Source organism: Streptomyces sp. CB01881 (assembly GCF_002953255.1).
Lineage (GTDB): Bacteria > Actinomycetota > Actinomycetes > Streptomycetales > Streptomycetaceae > Kitasatospora.
Map to the genome: position 1 here is coordinate 10,641,259 of NZ_CP026498.1, position 15,939 is coordinate 10,657,197.

Consider the following 15,939-nt stretch of genomic DNA (forward strand, 5'->3'; position numbering starts at 1 on the left):
TGGTGGTAGGTGCCCGCCGATCGCCGCACCGGCCGAGACGGCGCCCAGCCCGGCCAGGCCGAGCAGCCGCCCGAGCGGACCGCGCCCGCGGCACCGGGCCAGCAGGGAGCCCGTGTACAGCACGATGCCCGTCGTGTTGCAGGCCGCGTGCACCAGGCCGGTCCGGCTCCGCGGCGGGTCCAGCTGCGCCCAGTCGGTCCAGCCCGCCAGGGCGGCGGGGCCGGCGGTGACCAGGCCCGCCGCGACCAGCAGGCCCGCCGCCCGGGGGTCGTCGCCGGTCAGGTCGAGCAGACCCGCGGAGAGCCAGCACCCGATCGGCACCTGGACCAGGGCCGGGTGCAGCGGGTGCCCGAGCGGGACGCCGTGCAGGACGTCACGGAACGGCCCGAGCGGCAGCGCCGCGACCGCGTCGTGCAGCGTCCCGGCCGGAGCGTCCAGGAAGTCCCAGCCGGCCGGCGCGTCCAGTGCACCGCGCAGCCGCCGGGACCAGGGGGAGATGCGTGCAATGGTGTCCATGATGAGCGGGTGGCCACTGCCCGCGATCCCAAACGCCTGCGGACCTCCGGTGTCCGCCCCTTCCTGCGCCGCCCGACCGCCCGGGCGGAGGCTCCGTCGCGCGGTTCACCCCCGTCCTGGCGCCCCGCCGTCGCGCCGCCGCCGACCCACGGGGAGGGACGGCCCTCCCAACGGGGTCAGCGCCACGGAGGTCGTCGGCTCGCTCTCCACGGCGGCCGTCGAGGGCGCGCTCGCCGACGGCCGCGCCAAGCCGGACAGCCTGGTGGGCCAGGTCGGCGGACTGCTGGCCCCACCCCTGCCGACCGTCGGCATCGGCCAGCCGCTGTCCGTCGCCCGGGCATCCGTCGGCGCCGGCCACGACGCGGCGCTGGTCCTTCTGGACGGCCGGGCCGTCGCGCTGGTGCACCGGACGGAACTCGTCGAGCATCCCGGTCGGTAGGTCGGTAGGTCGGTAGGTCGGTAGGTCGGTAGGTCGGTAGGTCGGACGGAGCGGTGCTGCGCCGGCCGGGGTCGTGCAGGACACCCCTCCGGCGCGGGGTTCGCGGCTACGCTGCTGGGAGTACGGCCATGGGCCACCGCGGTGGAGGGGGAGTCGTCGTGCCCGAGGGGGATGGGCTGTCCGGAGCGGGGCCGCGATGAGCCAGGCGGTGCCGGGGCCCGGCATCCGCGTGGTCGCCGGTGGCGCCAGGTCGGTGGCGGTCGGCGGGCCGAACTACGGGCAGATCACCACGGGGGACCATTCGCCGATCACCGTCACGCGGTTCCCCGCGCTGCGCGCGGTGGCCGAAGTCCCGCCGACCGCGGCGCCGGTGGGGATGCCCGGACCGGTGCCGCTGTTCGTCGGCCGCGCCGGGGAGCTGTCCCGGATCGAGCGCGCCCTGGCCGCCGGGCCGGGGGCCGCGGTGCACGTGGTGCACGGGCTCGGCGGGGTGGGCAAGAGCGCCCTGGCCGCGCACCACGCGCTGACGTCCGCGCACCGGTACCGCCAGATCGTGTGGATCACGGCCGACGATCCGGCGGGGATCGCGGCGGGCCTGCGCGGGTTCGCCCTCGCACTCGAACCCTCGCTGGCCGTCCTGCCGTCCGAGGCGCTGGTCGAGCGGGCCGTCGCCTGGCTGTCGGAACACCGGGACTGGCTGGTGGTGCTCGACAACGCCGAGACCGCCGAGGACGTCGCCCCGCTGCTGGCCGCGGTCGGGGACAGGGGCCGGATCCTGGTCACCAGCCGCAGTACGGTCGGCTGGCACCGGATCGGGGCGGGCGAGCAGCCCCTCGGGTCGTTGACCGCCGAGGACGCGATCCGGCTGCTCGGTGCGAGCGCGAAGGCCGGACCGGGCGGCCCGGACGGCGGCCGGGAGGTGTGCGCGGTGCTGGGCTTCCTCCCGCTGGCCGTCGTCCAGGCGGGCGCCTACCTCGCGCAGACCGGCCTGTCCGGCCGCGACTACGTCCGCCTGATCGCCGAGCACCCGGCCGCGGTGTACGCCCGGGGCGACGAGGGCACCGACCCGGGGCGCACGATCGCCCGGGTGTGGCGCGTCACGTTGGACCGTCTCGCCGGCACCCCGCTGGCCGCGGAGGTCCTGCGGGTGCTGGCCTGGTTCGCCCCGGACGCGATCGCCCGCGGGCTGCTCGACGGCCTGGCGGACGAGCCGGAGCTGACGCACGCACTCGGCCGCCTCGCGGCCTACAGCATGATCACGCGCGAGCCCGGGGACCTCGCCGGTGGTGGGTCCGAGCCCTGCCTGACGGTCCACCGGCTGGTCCAGGCACTCGCCCGGACGCCCGACCCCGAGGATCCGCACCGCACGCCGGACGCGGTCGCCAGGGCGCGCACGCAGGCCACCGCACTGCTGGTCGCGGCGATGCCCGGCACGCCGACGGAGGTGCGCACCTGGGCGGGCTGGCAGCGCCTGTCCGGCCACGTCGCCGCCCTGGCCGAGCACGCCGCGGCCGACACCGACAACCTGCACACCGCAGGCCTCCTCAACCAGGCCGGCGTCTTCGCCCGCCTCCGCGGCGACCTCGGGACCGGGATCGCCCACCTGCGCCGGGCCGCCGACGGCTTCCGGCGCCTGGCCGGGCCGGACGACCCCAACACCCTGATCTGCACCCACAACCTCGCCGACGCACTGCGCGTGGCAGGTGACGCCGGCCGGGCTGTGCCCCTGTTCGAGCAGACCGTCGCGGCCATGCGCCGCGTCCTCGGCGAGGACCACGTGGCGACCCTGCGGGCGCGGACCAACCTCGCGCTCACCTGGTTGAAGAACACGGGTGAGGTCGAGCGGGCCGTCGCCCTCCTCGAACGCAACCTCGCCGACTACCAGCGGGTCATCGGCCGGGACCACCCGAACACGATGGTCTGCGGTGAGGCCCTCGCCTCCGCCTACTCCGACTCCGGCGACGTGCTCCGGGCGATCGCGCTCCTGGAGCAGAACCTCGCCGGCCTGCTGGTGGCCCTCGGTCCGGATCATCCGAACACCCTGCACAACCGGAACAACCTGGCCGTCGCCTGCGGGCTGGTCGGCGACATCCGGCGGGCGTGCGCCCTGCTGGAACAGACCCTGGACACCAGCCTCCGCGTGCTGGGCGAGGACCACCCGACCACGCTGTCCACACGGAACAACCTCGCCTGCGCGGTGGGTGAGGCGGGCGATTCCGAGCGGGCGGTCGCCCTGCTGGAGCGGAACCTCGACGACCGCCGCCGGGTCCTCGGCGAGGACCACCCGGACACCCTGGCGTCCCGTCACAACCTCGCGGCCGCCCACCTCGCGTCGCACGACACCCTGCGGGCCCTCCCCCTGGCCGAGCGGGCGGCCGCCGATGCCCGGCGCCTCCTCGGCCCCGGCCACCCCGGCGCGGTGCCCGTGGCCCGGCTGCTCGCCGAGGCCCGAGCCGAGATCGGCGACCTCGAACGGGCGGTTCCCCTGTACACCCAGGTGCTGTCCGACGCCCGGCGCGTTCTCGGGGATGACCACGGGGAGACGATCGCCCTCCAGCGCGGCCTGGGCTGCGCGTACCTCCAGGCGGGCGACGTCAGGGCGGCGGAGGCGCCGCTCACGGAGGCACTGGCCGGGTGCCGGCGGGTCCTCGGGGAGGACGACCTGGACTCCCGGGAGTTCCAGGCCGACCTGACGCTGGCGCGCGCGGTGGGGATGGCCGCCGAGCACGCCGCCGTCCACGAGGTGCTGGACGGGCTCTTCCTCGTCGCGAAGTGGACCTTCGGCGAGGACCACCCCCGGTACCTGCTGCACTGCGAGGTCCTCGCGGCCGCGTACCACCGGCTGGGGGACGCCGAACGGGCGGTGCCGGCCGGCCGTACGGCCCTCGCGCTCGCCCGGCGGATCTTCGGTGACGACCACCCGAGGACCGGAGCGGCCGCCGCCGCCCTGGCGGCGATGGCGGCGGGCGCGCCCGGTCCGGCGGGGTGACCGGTCCGGTGGGGTGACCGGTCCGGTGGGGTGACGGCGGCTCCCCTCCGGCCGGTCTCAGCGGGCCCGGTAGCAGACCGTGTAGCCGAGGTTGGGGTACTCGGGGGGCTGCCACCAGGTCGCGCCGTCCCCGCGGCAGAAGGCGATGTCGTGGTACGCCGGGGTCCGGCCCGTCACCACGACGTTGGCCTGACCGCAGGAGACGGCGGTGAAGGTCACCTGGCTGCCCGAGCCGCTCTTGCTCATGCACTGGTTCACCACGGCCCGCCCCATCGCGTCGGGGTAGTTCATCGAGAGGCAGAGCCGCATGCTCTGGCCGGGCCACCGGGGGACGCTGAAGTACTCGCTCAGCTGGTAGCCCTCCGTCGAGTCGCACCAGCTGCCGGCGCTCTCCCCCTGGGTGCGGGCCAGTACGGTGAAGGTGCCCGGCCGACAGGTCTGAAGGCTCCAGGGGGAGTTGACGGGGCCGCCGTAGACGCACTGCCCGGGCTTGGCGTAGTAGGCGGTGTTCCGGTTCTGGTAGCTCAGGCAGAGGACGCGGTTGAACTGCGTGTACGTGATGCTCGCCGTCCCGTTGACGGCGTCGTCGCAGCCGCTCTTGTCCGTGGTGCCCGCGAGGACCTTGACCACCTTGAAGACGCCGTCACCGCAGTCCGCCGGCTTGAGCTTGGCCTGCTGTTCGGTCCCGGTGTTGTCGAAGCAGTCACCGGACCGGGCGGTCTCCACCGGGTCCGGCGGCGGGGGCGGCGGGGGTGGCGGGGGCGGCGGAGGCGCGGGTTGCGGCGGTGGTACCGGTGCGGGCGGTGGCGTGGGTACGGGTGTGGGGACGGGCGGTGGGGTGGGTACGGGAGGCGGTTTCGGAACGGGCGGCAGAGGGACGGGAGGCTTCGGGACGGGAGGCTTCGGGACGGTCCCGCCGATGGCGGCCGTCACGGGGCCCGGCGGTTCCGGGGAAGGGCTGCTGGATCGGTGGGAGTTGACCCACGCGAGCAGCAGGATGATCCCGAGGACGATCGCGACGGCCTTGCCGGCCGCGGAGCCGGACCCGTTCCCACCGCCCGATGGACCGCCCGCCGATCCACCTGCCGAGCCGCCTGCCGGCCCACTTGCCGAGCCGCCTCGGGGGGTGCCCGGGGAGGTGCCCGACGAGCCGTGTGGCGGACCGGCGGGAACCGGTGAGCCGACCGGGCTGCCCGGGCCGGGCACGCCCGGCCCGGGCAGCCCGGGGGAGGCCGTCCCACTCGACGGTCGCGGGATCGGCCGTGACGCGGTGGCCGGTCTGGTCGAGGCGCGCACCGCGGCGCGCCTGAGCGCGAGGACCCACTCACCGGGTGCCGGCCGGCCGGACGGTGTGACGAGCTGACTTCTCCGTGCCAGGTCGGCCAGTTCGCGATCGACGCGGGCCAGCACCTGAGGGTCGGTCGCGCCCTGCTCCCGGGCGATCAGCCGGATGGCCAGCAGACCGAACTTGAAGGCGTCACCCTGCCGGGTCGCCTTCTCCTCGCCCGGGGGAAGCTGCCATCCGGGCGTCTCGGCCTGGGGCAGCGCGCTCCGGCCGTGGACCCTCATGGCGTCGCAGTCGATGAGGAACGAGGCCGCGCCGGCTCCGTTCGTGAACAGCACGTTCCGCGGGGAGAGGTCGCCGACCGCGATGCCGAGCCCGTGCAGCCGGTCCAGCGTTTCGGCGAGGCCCGCGAGCAGGTTCAGCCGATGGCGTGGGGTGATCTTCAGACCGATCCCGGCCACGTAGTCGTCGCGGTTCAGCAGGAACTCGAAGTTCGCCAGCCTGCGGCCCGAACCGCTCGGGCTGAGCCCCTGGTAGTCGAACGCGAACTCGTCGGGGACCTTCCGCATCAGGAACCCCGTGGCAGCCCCGTTCCTCGTCACCAGCGCGGCGGGCCACGCCGTGCGCTGGAGCAGCCAGCGGGTGTCCTCACCGGCCGGCCCGACCGGCAGGTCCACCATCGAGCGCAGGGCCGCCACGTCCAGCGAGGGCAGCACCTCCGGCAGGTACTCCTTGTAGACGGCCGGCCCCCCGTCGACCGTGCGCCCCTGGACCAGGCGGACGGTGCCCTGGCCGCCCTTGCCCAGGTTCGCGCCGAGGGTGAGGGCGTCGAGGTCGACGGTCCGGCCGAGGTCCGTCATGCGGGCCGTCCCGCCCCTGCGCCCGGCCAGATCGCGATCAGCGTCCGGTCGTCGTCGAAGGTCTGGCGGGAGAAGTCCAGGACGTGTGCCAGCCAGGCGGCCGAGGGCGGCTCGGCCAGCTCCCGGGCGAACAGTGCGCCCACCTGACCGTCCCCGTCGCCCAACGGGTCACCGAAGCCGTCGGTGCCCACCAGCAACACCTGTCCCGCGACGAGCAGGCACCCGCCCAGCTCCGCCGGGTCCGGGCACCGGGGGAGCGGGACCACCGCGTTGGAGACGATGACGGCGTCCGGGTCGTACTTCGGTGCGAAGAGCGGACGGTACGCGGCCCGGTCGAGGTCGAGGAGCCACGCCCCGGAGTCACCGGCCCTGGACAGCCGGACCTCCAGCCCACCGGGCACCGGCCGTGCCGTCCCGACGACGAGGGTGGTGGCGAGCAACCGTTCCACCTGGGCCGGATCGGGGGCGGGATGTGCTGCCGGGGCGGGGTGCGGCGCGCGGGTGGGGCTTGGCTCGGGTACGGCTGCGGGATGCGGCGTGGGGCTCGCTGCGGGTGCGGGTGGAGGTGCGGGATGTGGTGCGGGGCTCGCTGCGGGTGCGGCACCGGGGACCGGGCCGGTGCCGGCCAGGATCGCCCTGGCCCGCTGCGTCAGCGCCGCCGCCGCCTGTCGCACCACGGCAGCCCAGTCGAGCTCGCCCTGGCCCGCGTCCAGTTGCCGGAGTACGGCCCCGATCGCGGCCTCGCAGGCCAGCATGGAGCCGAGCTCGGGGAGCCTCGCCGCCGACACACCGTCGGCGACGGCGAACACGATCGTCTCCGAAGTGGCGTGGACGGTCGCGGCGGCGGAGTCCTGGCGGGGCTTGCGGTAGTAGCGGTGGGAGTTGCCGCGGACGGACGCCAGCCGCAGCCGGGCGTGATCCGTCGACCACCCGTCGGACTCGGTGTCCGCCCGGAAGTACTGTCCCACCGGCGGCCGGGGTTCGAAGACCGGACCCGCGCGGTCGACGACGATCGGGGACCACCGGTCCGGATCGGGCCGGGGCCCGCCCGGGAACGGCGTGCGGGTGTTCGGCGCGGTGTGTGCGCCGGGTGCGTAGGGCGGCGGCGGAGGTGTCGTCGGACGGGCGGGGCCGCCCGGTGAGGTGTCCCGTCCAGGAGGGATGATCTGCCGTTCCACGGTCACACCATGTCGATCGCCACGCGCATCAGGTTCGGGTCGGGCTTTTGGATGATCAGCTCGGGCCTGTTGTTCACCAGGGTGTTGCCCGACTGGATGAGGCTCTCCGTCAGCATCTCGAAGAACACCGTGATGGAGCGGCCGACGTCGGCCCCGGGCACGGAGACGAAGGCGAACTCCGGGCGGGTGGCGACCTCCACCATCGTCCGGGCCTCGGCATGGCCCACGCCGACCGCGATGATGTTCGGGGCGGCCTTGGTGACGCCCTTGTCGGTGAGCTGCCGGTGGGGAGTGCGCCACGCCTCGCCGTCGGTGGGGGCGCCGTCGCTCAGGAAGAAGACGACCGGGCGGTGTACCAGGTACCCCTCCCGCTTCAGCCGGGCCACGTCGTCGGGGATCCGCCGGAGCAGGTCCTGGAACGCGGCCCCGTAGCTGGTCAGGCCCCGGATGACGAACTGGGGCAGGCGCACCTCGTTGCGGACGTCGGTCAGTGCCAGGCGCTCCTCCACGTCGTCCGCGAATCCCACGATCGCCAACCGCACCTTGTCCGCGAGCATCGGCGCGCCCCGGAGCGACTCGTGGAGGGAGACCAGGCCGTCGGTGAGCTCCCGCTCGCAGACCGCCATCGACCCGGACTCGTCGGCCACCACGTAGGCGGGCAGCAGCACACCCTTGACGTCAGCCACCGGTTCTCCTTCGCTTCCTCACCGTGGCGGACCCGGGCGGTTCGGCCGACCGTCCCGGTCCGCACCCCCGTGAGGACGATCGTCGTCAAGCGCTTCGACAGTAGCCGCACCAACGCGGTCGGTCTACGGATTGTGACGGGTGATCTGCGGAACTCGGGCTTCCGGGTTGATTGTTGATGATCAGTTAGCTGGTGTGTTCGTGTGCGGTGCGTCTGTGCGTGGTGCGTCTGTGCGTGGTGTGTCCGTGCGTGGTGTGTCCGTGTGCCGGGGCCTCCGTCCGCTGGTGTGTCCGTGCGCCGGTGTCTCGGCTCGTCGGTGCCTCGGTTCGCCGGTGCGGTTGAGCCCCGGCGCGTGGGCCCCGTGCATCAGGTCGCCGGTTCACCGGCCTCGCTCCGGGGCTGGGCGTCCTCCTGCGCGGTGCGGACCGCCGCCGCGTGCGGGTCGGTGCGCTGGTCGTAGCGCCAGAGGGCGGGCAGTGCGGCGGCCAGTACCCCGGTGGATGCGAGGCAGGCCAGTCCACCGGTGCGGAGGGCGGCACGGATGCCGTAACGGGCGGCGAGTCCACCGGCCCGGATGTCGCCGAGCGCGGGTCCGGTAGAGCCGATCAGAATCTCCAACCCGGCTGCGCGCCCGCGGAGTTCGTCCGGGATGGACTGGTTCCAGATCGCGGTGCGGAAGGTGTCGCCGACCCAGTTGGCGGCGCCCGCGACCGCGAGGCAGGCCAGCACCACCCAGACGGCCCCATGGGCGCCACCGCCGGCGCCCCCGCCGAAGGCGGCCGCGACCATCGCGGCACCGACCAGCGCGCCGGAGGCCAGGACGAGCCGGCCGTGCCGGTGCACCCGCTCGGTCCAGCCACTGGTCGCGGCGGCCAGCAGGGCCCCCGCCGCCGAGGCCGAGTAGAGCATCCCGAGGGCCCAGAGGGCGTCCAACTCCTGGGCGAGGAAAGGGAAAACCGCCGTGGGCAGGGTGAACACCGTGGCCGCGAGGTCGACCAGGTAGGTGCCGACCAGGTCCGGCCGCCGCCCCGCGTACCGCGCCCCCTCGGCGAACTCGCGCAGCTGCGGGGCCTCGGCGTCGCGCTCCGACGGGACGGGGCGGACCCGGGCGAGCAGGGCGATCGAGACCAGGAAGGTGGCCAGGTCGATCAGGTAGGCGCACGGTGCCCCCGCCGTCGCGATGACGACGCCGGCGGCTGCCGGGGCCGCCAGCCCGGCGATGCTCCACCGCAGTGAGAGCAGCGCGCCCGCCGCGACCAGCTGGTCGTGCGGCACCAGGCGCGGGATCATCGCCTCCACCGAGGGCTGCTGGATCCCCTGGAGCGCCGCCGCACCGCCGGCCGCGGCGTAGAGCGGCCACAGCATCGGAGTGCCGAGCATCGCGTTGACCAGCAGTAACGAACTCAGTGTGGCCAGCGCGAGCTCGGTCACCAGGGCGACCGTCCGCCGGTCGGCCCGGTCGGCGAGCACCCCGCCGTACAGCCCCAGCACGATCGTCGGGAGCAGCTCCACCGCACCGACCGCGCCGACGGCCAACGGCGAGCCGGTGAGGTCGGCGATCTGCAAGGGGATCGCGGTCATCGTGAAGACCGAGCCCAGCAGGGTGACGGTGCCGGAGGTCCAGGTCAGCCGGAAGTCGCGGGACGACCGCCACGGGGTGGTGTTCGGCAGCAGCCGGGACCCGAGGCGGCGGATGCGGGAGGGGTGGTCGTGGGGGAGGCGGTCGTCCCGGGCATTCGTCCGCGTGCTCATCGCGGCATCGGTCCCTTCGTCCTTATCACTGATAAATTCCGACGCGGAACTTAGCAGCGATAAGGTGGCGGTCCAAGCGATTAACAGCGGAGGCGGCAGGCGCCGGAGGTGCGGTCGTCGCGCCCGAAGCGGCGCACAAGGCGGATGCGGCGCACGCGGCGGACATGGCACAGGTGGACAGGAGGTCGGAGCGGCATGGCACTGCAACGCGAAGAGGTGGTCCGGACCGCCCTGCGCCTGCTCAACGAGGTCGGCATCGACGGGCTCACCACACGCCGCCTCGCGCGCGAACTCGGCGTCCAGTCCCCGGCGTTGTACTGGCACTTCAAGAACAAGCGGGAGCTGCTCGACCTGATGGCGGAGGCCATGCTGGCCGACGCCCTGCCGCCCGACCGCGCGCCGACGCCGGAGGACTGGCCGCGCTGGCTCGCCGAGGACGCCCGCGCCAAGCGGCGCGCCCTCCTCGCCTACCGGGACGGCGCCCGCGTGCACGCGGGAACCCTGCCCACGGCGGACGAACTGCCTGCGGTGGAAGCTCAGTTGAGCGCACTCTGCCAGGCCGGGCTGCGCCCGCGAACGGCCCTGCGACTGCTGCTCACGATCGACCGGTACGTCATGGGATGGGTCACCGAGGAGCAGGCCTGGCGTCAGGGCGCCGAAGAACGTGCCCAACCGGCCTTCCCGGACGAGGCGTTGAGCGAACTGCCGCTGCTGCGGGAGGCCGCCGACACCCTGCGGATGACCGACCACGACGCCGACTTCGAGTACGGGCTGAGCGTGCTGATCGAGGGCTTCCGCGGCGCGATCGCCGCGGAGGAGGCGACCGGCAGGGGAGCGACCGGCAAGGGCCCGACCGGCAAGCCCGACCGGCTTGGGTGGGCGTGAGGTGTGACCGGGTTCGGCGGCCTGCGGATCCGCTAGCGTGAACGGCCATGCGAACCCTTGACCCCGCCCGGACCGCACTCGTTCTGGTCGACCTGATGGACCGGATCGTCGCCGTCCCACTGGCCCCGCGCCCGGGCGCCGACGCGCTCGCCGTCTCGTTGGACCTCGCCGCCGCCTTCCGCAGGGCCGGTGCTCCCGTGGTGGCCGTCCGGGTCGAGCGCCCGAACGTCACCGAGCAGCCGCCCGGCAGTGAGCTGGCCGCCGAGGTCGCGGCGGCCGCCGACGCCGTCGTGGTCAAGCGCACCATCGGCGGCTTCCAGGGCACCGGGCTGCACGAACTGCTCCAGGCGCGCGGCGTGGACACCCTGGTGTTCGGGGGTATCGCGACCAACCTCGGCGTCGAGTCGACGGCCCGGGCGGCTGCCGACCTCGGCTACGAGCTGGTGTTCGTCGAGGAGGCCATGACCGCCCTGACGGAGGCGGAGCACCGGGCGGCCGTCGACCTGAACCTGCCGCGCTTCGGCGAGGTGGCCGGGTACGCGGACGTCCGTCTCGGCTGACCCGGGGCCGTCCCGCGCCCTGGCCGGCACGGTGTGGCGCCGCCCGGCGACCGCCAAGGGCCTGCCGGGGCTGTGCGCGGCCGCTCCGGTTCAGGCCTTCGGCGGCAGGGATTCGAGTGCCTCGCGCAGCCGGCCGTCGGAGGCGGCGAGCAGCCGTGCGGCGGTCGGCGCGTCCACCCCGGCGAGGATCACCAGCGCCGCGTCCTTCGCCCGGCCGCCGGTCGCCGACAGCGCCGCTCGGACGGTGGCCTCGTCGGCGCCGGTGGCCTGCGCGACGATGCGGTGCGCCCGGCCGCGCAGCTTCTCGTTCCCCATGCGTACGTCGACCATCAGATTTCCGTACGTCTTGCCGAGCCGAACCATGACGGCGGTCGAGAGAAGGTTCAGCACCAGCTTCTGCGCGGTGCCCGCCTTGAGCCGGGTGGAGCCCGCCACCACCTCGGGCCCGACCTCGGTCTCGACGCCCAGCTCGGCGGCCGCCACCAGGGCGGATCCCCGGGTGCAGGCCAGTCCCACGGTCAGCGCCCCGGCCGCGCGGGCCTGGCGGACGGCCGCGACCGTGTAGGGCGTCCGGCCCGAGGCGGAGACGCCCACGACGGTGTCGGCCGGCGTCAGGGCCAACGCGGAAACGTCGGCGACGGCGAGGTCGGCACGGTCCTCGGCGCCCTCGACGGCGCTCACCAGAGCGGATCGCCCGCCCGCGATCAGGCCGACGACCTGATCCGGCGCGGTCCCGAAGGTCGGCGGGCACTCGCTCGCGTCCAGCACCCCGAGCCGTCCGGCCGTGCCCGCGCCGACGTACACCAGCCGGCCGCCCCGGCCCATCCGGGCGGCGACCGCGTCGACCACGGCCGCGATGGCGGGCAGTTGGCCGGCGACCGTCACGGCGACGGTGCGGTCCTCGGCGTTCATCAGCCGGAGCAGGTCGAGCGTCGCCATCCGGTCGATCCCGGCCCACTCGGGGCGGACCGCCTCCGTCACCGGTCCGGGTGCGGCCCCGGGCGTGGGGGCTGCCCCGGGTGGGTCCGTTGGCCCGGCGGGTGGTCCGGTGGCTGGGCCGGCTGCTGGGCCGACAGGTGCCCAGGGTGCGGGTGTTGGTGCTGGTTCCGGTGTTGGTGCGGGCGTGGGCCCGGGTGGGGCGTTCTCCATGGGGGCACCCTCCCCGCGCATGGGCGGCGCCAACCCGGGCAGGTGCCGGGGGAGGGAGGTGCGTCGTGAACCAGGACCAGACCGTCGCAGCCCTGCTGGAGCGGTACGGCCGCACCTACGCCGAGGAGGCCGGTATCGCCCTGCGCAACACCCCGGCACCGCTCTACCAACTGCTCGTGCTCACCGTGCTCTGCTCGGTCCGGATCGGTGCCGCCACCGCCGTGGCCGCCGCCCGGGAACTGTTTGCTGTGGGCTTCCGGACACCGCGCGCGATGGCGGCGGCGAGCTGGCAGTCCCGGGTGGACGCCCTCGGGCGCGCCCACTACGTCCGGTACGACGAGAGCACCGCGACCGCCCTCGGCCGGGGCGCCGACCTCCTGCTCGACCACTGGCACGGCGACCTCCGGAGGCTGCGGGCCGAGGCGGCCGGTGAGCCGGGGAAGGTCGAGGAACTGCTCCGGGAGTTCCCGCGGATCGGACCAGTTGGCGCCGGGATCTTCTGTCGTGAGGCCCAGGCTGTCTGGCCGGAGCTGCGGCCCTTCTTCGACGGCCGCGCCCGCGCCGTGGCCGCCGATCTCGGCCTTCCGCGAGCCGCGGCGCGACTCGCGGAGCTGGTCCCGCCCGAGGACCTGGGCCGCCTGGCCGCTGCGCTGACCCGGCTCGCCCTGGCGCACGGCGAGCCGAGCGAGCTGCTGTCGGCCACCTCGGACGGGACGAGGCCGTCGTCAGCCGTTCGGGCGCTGACCATGACCGGCCGGACGGAACTGACGGGTCTGGGTGCTTGCCGTCCGGCATCGTGATGCGGTCCGCGCAAGGGGGAGGGTTCGGCAACGGGCGGGTTCAGCGGTACCAGGAGGCCGGGGCCAACCGGTGGCCCTACCGCCCGGTGGCCTGGAGGATACGGTCGGTCACCAGGTCCGGCCGGTCGGTCGGCAGCGCGTGGCCGGCGTCGGGCACGATCTCCACCCGGGCCGAGGGCGCCAGCCTGCCGAGGCGGTCGGCGACCTCGCGCGAGTCGTGGATGGCGCTGCGCGCCCCGAGCAGGAACAGTGCGGGGACGTGCAGACGGCGCAGTTCCTCGTCGGGGAAGACCGGGGGCACCGGGAGTTCGCGGCGGAATCCCATCGCTGCGCGCATCAGGCCCATCAGTTCGCTCTCCAGAATGGCGCTGTTGCCCACCAGACGGGCCAGCCGGGGACGGACCCGGCGGGGTGCGACCGAGGCGAGTCCGCCGGCGATCAGCCAGGCGTAGAACCGGAGTCCGAGGTCGGCGAAGCCCGCGGGATCCACCAGTGTGAGGGAGGCGGTGCGGCCCGGGTGGTGGATCTGGTGGCTGAGCGCCAGCCAGCCGCCGTAGGAGCAGCCGACGACATGGGCGGCCGGCACCTCCAGTGCGGCCAGGAGTTCGTCCAGCCAGGCGGCGCCGTCCCGGCCGTCGCGGATCGGGGTGGTTTGCACGCTCGCGCCGGGCTCGCCGATCGCGTCGACGGCGATGACCGGACGGTGCCGGGCCAGCTCGTCGACGTACCGGTGCCACATCAGCGCGTTTCCGCCCGAGCCGGGCAGCAGCACGATCGGCTCTCCGCTCGGCGGGCCGGTCCGGTAGACGCGAGTGGTCCCGAACGTGGTCGGAACGTCGAGCGCCGTCCGCTGCCCGGGCCACAGCTCCGCAAGCGTGCGCTCGTAGGCGGTGCGGTACCGGTCCCTGGCCTGATCGTTCTTGAACTGGCTGATTCGCATGATACATGTGTATCACAGCATGATACGGGTGTACCACGAGAGGGAGATCCATGAGCGTGCTGGTCGATCACGAGGAACGTCGACGACAGATCGCCGAGGCGCTGCTGCGCATTGCCGACACCCAGGGACTGCAGTCGGCCAGCATGCGGGCGGTCGCCGCCGAAGCCGGCGTCTCCCTGCGCCTCGTGCAGTACTACTTCACGACCAAGGAAGGGCTGCTGCTGGACGCGTTGGCCAGGCTCGGCACCCAGCTTCAGGCCCGCATGGAGCAGTGGATCAGTGCGGCGGGCTCCCCGCCCACGCCATGCGGCGTCGTGACGGCGATCCTGTCGTGCATCCTGCCGACCGATCCGGAAAGCCGCCGGATCACCAGGACCTACGCCGCCTACTACACGCTGGTGCTCAGCGACCCCGAGGTGCTGGAGAAGCACGGCGCGCGACAGCCGGAGGTGCTGGAGGGCTTCCTCGCGAAGCAGCTCCGCGCGGCCCAGCAGGCCGGGGAGATCGATTCCGGCAAGGACCCCGAGATGACCGCCGCCGGCCTGCTGGCCATGGTCAACGGCCTCGGCTCAAGCGTGTTGGGAGGCCAGCGCACCGGCGAGGCCGCGTTGGCGGTCCTCACCCATCACCTGGACGAGCTGTTCCGCTCGCCGTGAGGGGCGGCGCTGACCGGTGCCGGAGTCTGCACGTGCCCCGGCCCCAGGAGCCGGGCCGGACGATGAACAACCGGACCGCCGGCGTCGCCTCACTCCGGCCACGGCTCTGGCTGCGGCTGCGGCGCAGGACACCAGGCCGCGCGCCAGGCGAACAGCAATGACCCGGCGGAGCAGCTGGCGTCGCTTGACCGTGCAGCACGCCGATCGTCTCAACACGCTCATGGACGCGTACGGGTGGCCCACTGCGGAACTGGTCGGTGAGGACGCGGCCCGGGCCGCGTGGCTGATCGCGCAGCACGCCGACCGGCGGCTCGACGTTCAGCGGCGTGCGCTGCGGCTGATGGAGCAGGTGGTGGTCAACGGTCTTGCCGGCCCGCGCGATCTGGCCTTCCTGCGCGATCGCACCCTCGTGAACGAAGGGCGGAAGCAGGTCTACGGCACGCAGATCGCCCCGCGGGCCGGAGCGCCCCGCAGGCCGGGGCACTGTGCAGGCCGGGGCACTGTGCAGGTCGGGGCGCTCCGCGGGCCTAGGTGCTTACGCCATCCAGAAGAAGACCGCCGTCATCCGCCGCTCCTCCAGCTCGGTGCCGTAGTACGTGGTGGCACTGTGGATCAGGTTGGCGTGGTACAGCAGCAGTTGGTTGTAGCGGTTGGGGACGCGGACGTCCTCGGTGAACGCGTCGCCGGGGACGTGCCGGGTGCCGAGCGCCTCCACCAGGTTGTTGTGCGGTGCGTTGACCAGGTTGCCACCGAGTCGGCCGCCCGGGAACTGCTGGCGGTAGAAGCTGGTTCCGGCCTCCTTGGGGGCGTTGGGGCTGAGGTAGAGGACGGCGGCGTAGCGGCAGAGCGCCCGGGAGTCGGTGTGCGGGCGGGAGGTCGACTCCCCGGCGCCGACGACCTGGACGCAGTTGTGGTTGAGCGTCCCGCCGCCGGGCGTGCTCTGCACCCAGAGCCGGGACGCGCCGGTCGCCTTGCGGACCAGCGCCTCCACCCGGGCCAGCTCGTCCGGCTCCAGTCCGGGCATCGTGCGCAGCCCGGGCCAGGCCTCGGGCCGGTAGGGGTAGCCCTCGGTCCATTCGCCGCGGGCCAGTACGCGCTCGCGGACGGCGTCGGGATCGGGCAGGACGTCGTTGATCACCCAGTAGTCCCGGCCGGGTGTGGGTTTGCGGTAGGGCAGGACCGGAAGAGCGGGTCGCCTGATGGGCTGTGAGGGCATGCGCCGACCATAGGGTGGGTGCTCCCCAA

The 15,939-nt window shown here is 74.1% G+C and carries 14 protein-coding genes and 1 pseudogene; 7 read left to right on the forward strand and 8 right to left on the reverse strand.

Going from position 1 to position 15,939, the window contains the following annotated elements; all coding sequences use genetic code 11:
• Positions 1–516: DUF2231 domain-containing protein (locus tag C2142_RS40975; RefSeq protein WP_346766417.1), on the reverse strand; the 516-nt coding region annotated here is incomplete at its 3' end.
• Between the two features lie 49 nt (positions 517–565).
• On the opposite strand from C2142_RS40975, the gene C2142_RS35825 reads away from it, so the two are divergent.
• Positions 566–955 (forward strand): hypothetical protein, encoded by a 390-nt coding sequence (locus C2142_RS35825; RefSeq protein WP_148646994.1) that lies wholly within the window; start codon positions 566–568, stop codon positions 953–955.
• 196 nt (positions 956–1,151) lie between these two features.
• Complete coding sequence (locus C2142_RS35830; RefSeq protein WP_148646995.1) at positions 1,152–3,944, forward strand: tetratricopeptide repeat protein; 2,793 nt, start codon at positions 1,152–1,154, stop codon at positions 3,942–3,944.
• A 57-nt stretch (positions 3,945–4,001) separates the two neighbouring features.
• Here C2142_RS35830 and C2142_RS35835 read toward each other — a convergent pair whose 3' ends face one another.
• From C2142_RS35835 to C2142_RS35850, 4 genes are all read right to left on the reverse strand, one after another.
• Positions 4,002–6,089, reverse strand: coding sequence for a hypothetical protein (locus C2142_RS35835; protein ID WP_148646996.1), 2,088 nt, complete (start codon positions 6,087–6,089; stop codon positions 4,002–4,004).
• A complete protein-coding gene (locus C2142_RS35840) occupies positions 6,086–7,057 on the reverse strand; it encodes a protein phosphatase 2C domain-containing protein (RefSeq protein ID WP_162002641.1) in 972 nt (323 codons plus the stop codon). Before C2142_RS35840 ends, C2142_RS35835 begins: the two co-directional genes overlap by 4 nt.
• Positions 7,058–7,269: 212 nt before the next feature.
• Positions 7,270–7,953: a VWA domain-containing protein gene (locus C2142_RS35845; RefSeq protein WP_148646998.1), complete on the reverse strand. Its 684-nt coding sequence runs from the start codon at positions 7,951–7,953 to the stop codon at positions 7,270–7,272.
• A gap of 365 nt (positions 7,954–8,318) precedes the next feature.
• Positions 8,319–9,704, reverse strand: a complete 1,386-nt coding sequence (locus tag C2142_RS35850; RefSeq protein ID WP_148646999.1) for an MFS transporter — start codon at positions 9,702–9,704, stop codon at positions 8,319–8,321.
• A 195-nt stretch (positions 9,705–9,899) separates the two neighbouring features.
• Between C2142_RS35850 and C2142_RS35855 the strand changes: the two genes are divergently transcribed.
• Both C2142_RS35855 and C2142_RS35860 read left to right on the forward strand, forming a co-directional pair.
• A complete protein-coding gene (locus C2142_RS35855; RefSeq protein WP_148647000.1) occupies positions 9,900–10,589 on the forward strand; it encodes a TetR/AcrR family transcriptional regulator C-terminal domain-containing protein in 690 nt (229 codons plus the stop codon).
• 47 nt (positions 10,590–10,636) lie between these two features.
• Positions 10,637–11,149 carry an isochorismatase family protein gene (locus C2142_RS35860; protein ID WP_148647001.1) on the forward strand — a complete coding sequence of 171 codons (513 nt, stop codon included), beginning with the start codon at positions 10,637–10,639 and terminating at the stop codon, positions 11,147–11,149.
• Between the two features lie 90 nt (positions 11,150–11,239).
• Here C2142_RS35860 and murQ read toward each other — a convergent pair whose 3' ends face one another.
• Positions 11,240–12,130, reverse strand: a complete 891-nt coding sequence (gene murQ / locus C2142_RS35865; RefSeq protein ID WP_277347297.1) for an N-acetylmuramic acid 6-phosphate etherase — start codon at positions 12,128–12,130, stop codon at positions 11,240–11,242.
• Positions 12,131–12,363: 233 nt separating this feature from the next.
• Between murQ and C2142_RS35870 the strand changes: the two genes are divergently transcribed.
• Positions 12,364–13,098, forward strand: coding sequence for an endonuclease (locus C2142_RS35870; protein WP_241002992.1), 735 nt, complete (start codon positions 12,364–12,366; stop codon positions 13,096–13,098).
• A gap of 76 nt (positions 13,099–13,174) precedes the next feature.
• On the opposite strand, the gene C2142_RS35875 is transcribed toward C2142_RS35870, so the two are convergent.
• The gene (locus C2142_RS35875; protein ID WP_148647003.1) at positions 13,175–14,038 is read right to left on the reverse strand and encodes an alpha/beta hydrolase; all 864 of its coding nucleotides are present in this window, start codon (positions 14,036–14,038) and stop codon (positions 13,175–13,177) included.
• Positions 14,039–14,094: 56 nt separating this feature from the next.
• Here C2142_RS35875 and C2142_RS35880 point away from each other — a divergent pair, with 56 nt between their 5' ends.
• Both C2142_RS35880 and C2142_RS40980 read left to right on the forward strand, forming a co-directional pair.
• Entirely contained in the window at positions 14,095–14,694 is a 600-nt protein-coding gene (locus C2142_RS35880; protein WP_148647234.1) for a TetR/AcrR family transcriptional regulator, read from the forward strand.
• A gap of 106 nt (positions 14,695–14,800) precedes the next feature.
• A pseudogene (locus C2142_RS40980) lies at positions 14,801–15,163 on the forward strand (DUF6624 domain-containing protein); the annotation flags it as partial.
• A gap of 66 nt (positions 15,164–15,229) precedes the next feature.
• On the opposite strand, the gene C2142_RS35885 reads toward C2142_RS40980, so the two are convergent.
• On the reverse strand, positions 15,230–15,910 hold the full coding sequence (locus tag C2142_RS35885; RefSeq protein WP_148647004.1) for a DUF6445 family protein: 681 nt from the start codon (positions 15,908–15,910) through the stop codon (positions 15,230–15,232).
• Between the last annotated feature and the right edge of the window lie 29 nt (positions 15,911–15,939).

What these genes read in the sequence shown, in the direction of transcription:
- C2142_RS35830 (WP_148646995.1), top strand. Translation starts at nt 1,152, where the DNA reads ATGAGCCAGGCGGTGCCGGGGCCCGGCATCCGCGTGGTCGCCGGTGGC.
- C2142_RS35835 (WP_148646996.1), bottom strand. Translation starts at nt 6,089, where the DNA reads ATGACGGACCTCGGCCGGACCGTCGACCTCGACGCCCTCACCCTCGGC.
- C2142_RS35850 (WP_148646999.1), bottom strand. Translation starts at nt 9,704, where the DNA reads ATGAGCACGCGGACGAATGCCCGGGACGACCGCCTCCCCCACGACCAC.
- C2142_RS35855 (WP_148647000.1), top strand. Translation starts at nt 9,900, where the DNA reads ATGGCACTGCAACGCGAAGAGGTGGTCCGGACCGCCCTGCGCCTGCTC.
- C2142_RS35860 (WP_148647001.1), top strand. Translation starts at nt 10,637, where the DNA reads ATGCGAACCCTTGACCCCGCCCGGACCGCACTCGTTCTGGTCGACCTG.
- C2142_RS35875 (WP_148647003.1), bottom strand. Translation starts at nt 14,038, where the DNA reads ATGCGAATCAGCCAGTTCAAGAACGATCAGGCCAGGGACCGGTACCGC.
- C2142_RS35885 (WP_148647004.1), bottom strand. Translation starts at nt 15,910, where the DNA reads ATGCCCTCACAGCCCATCAGGCGACCCGCTCTTCCGGTCCTGCCCTAC.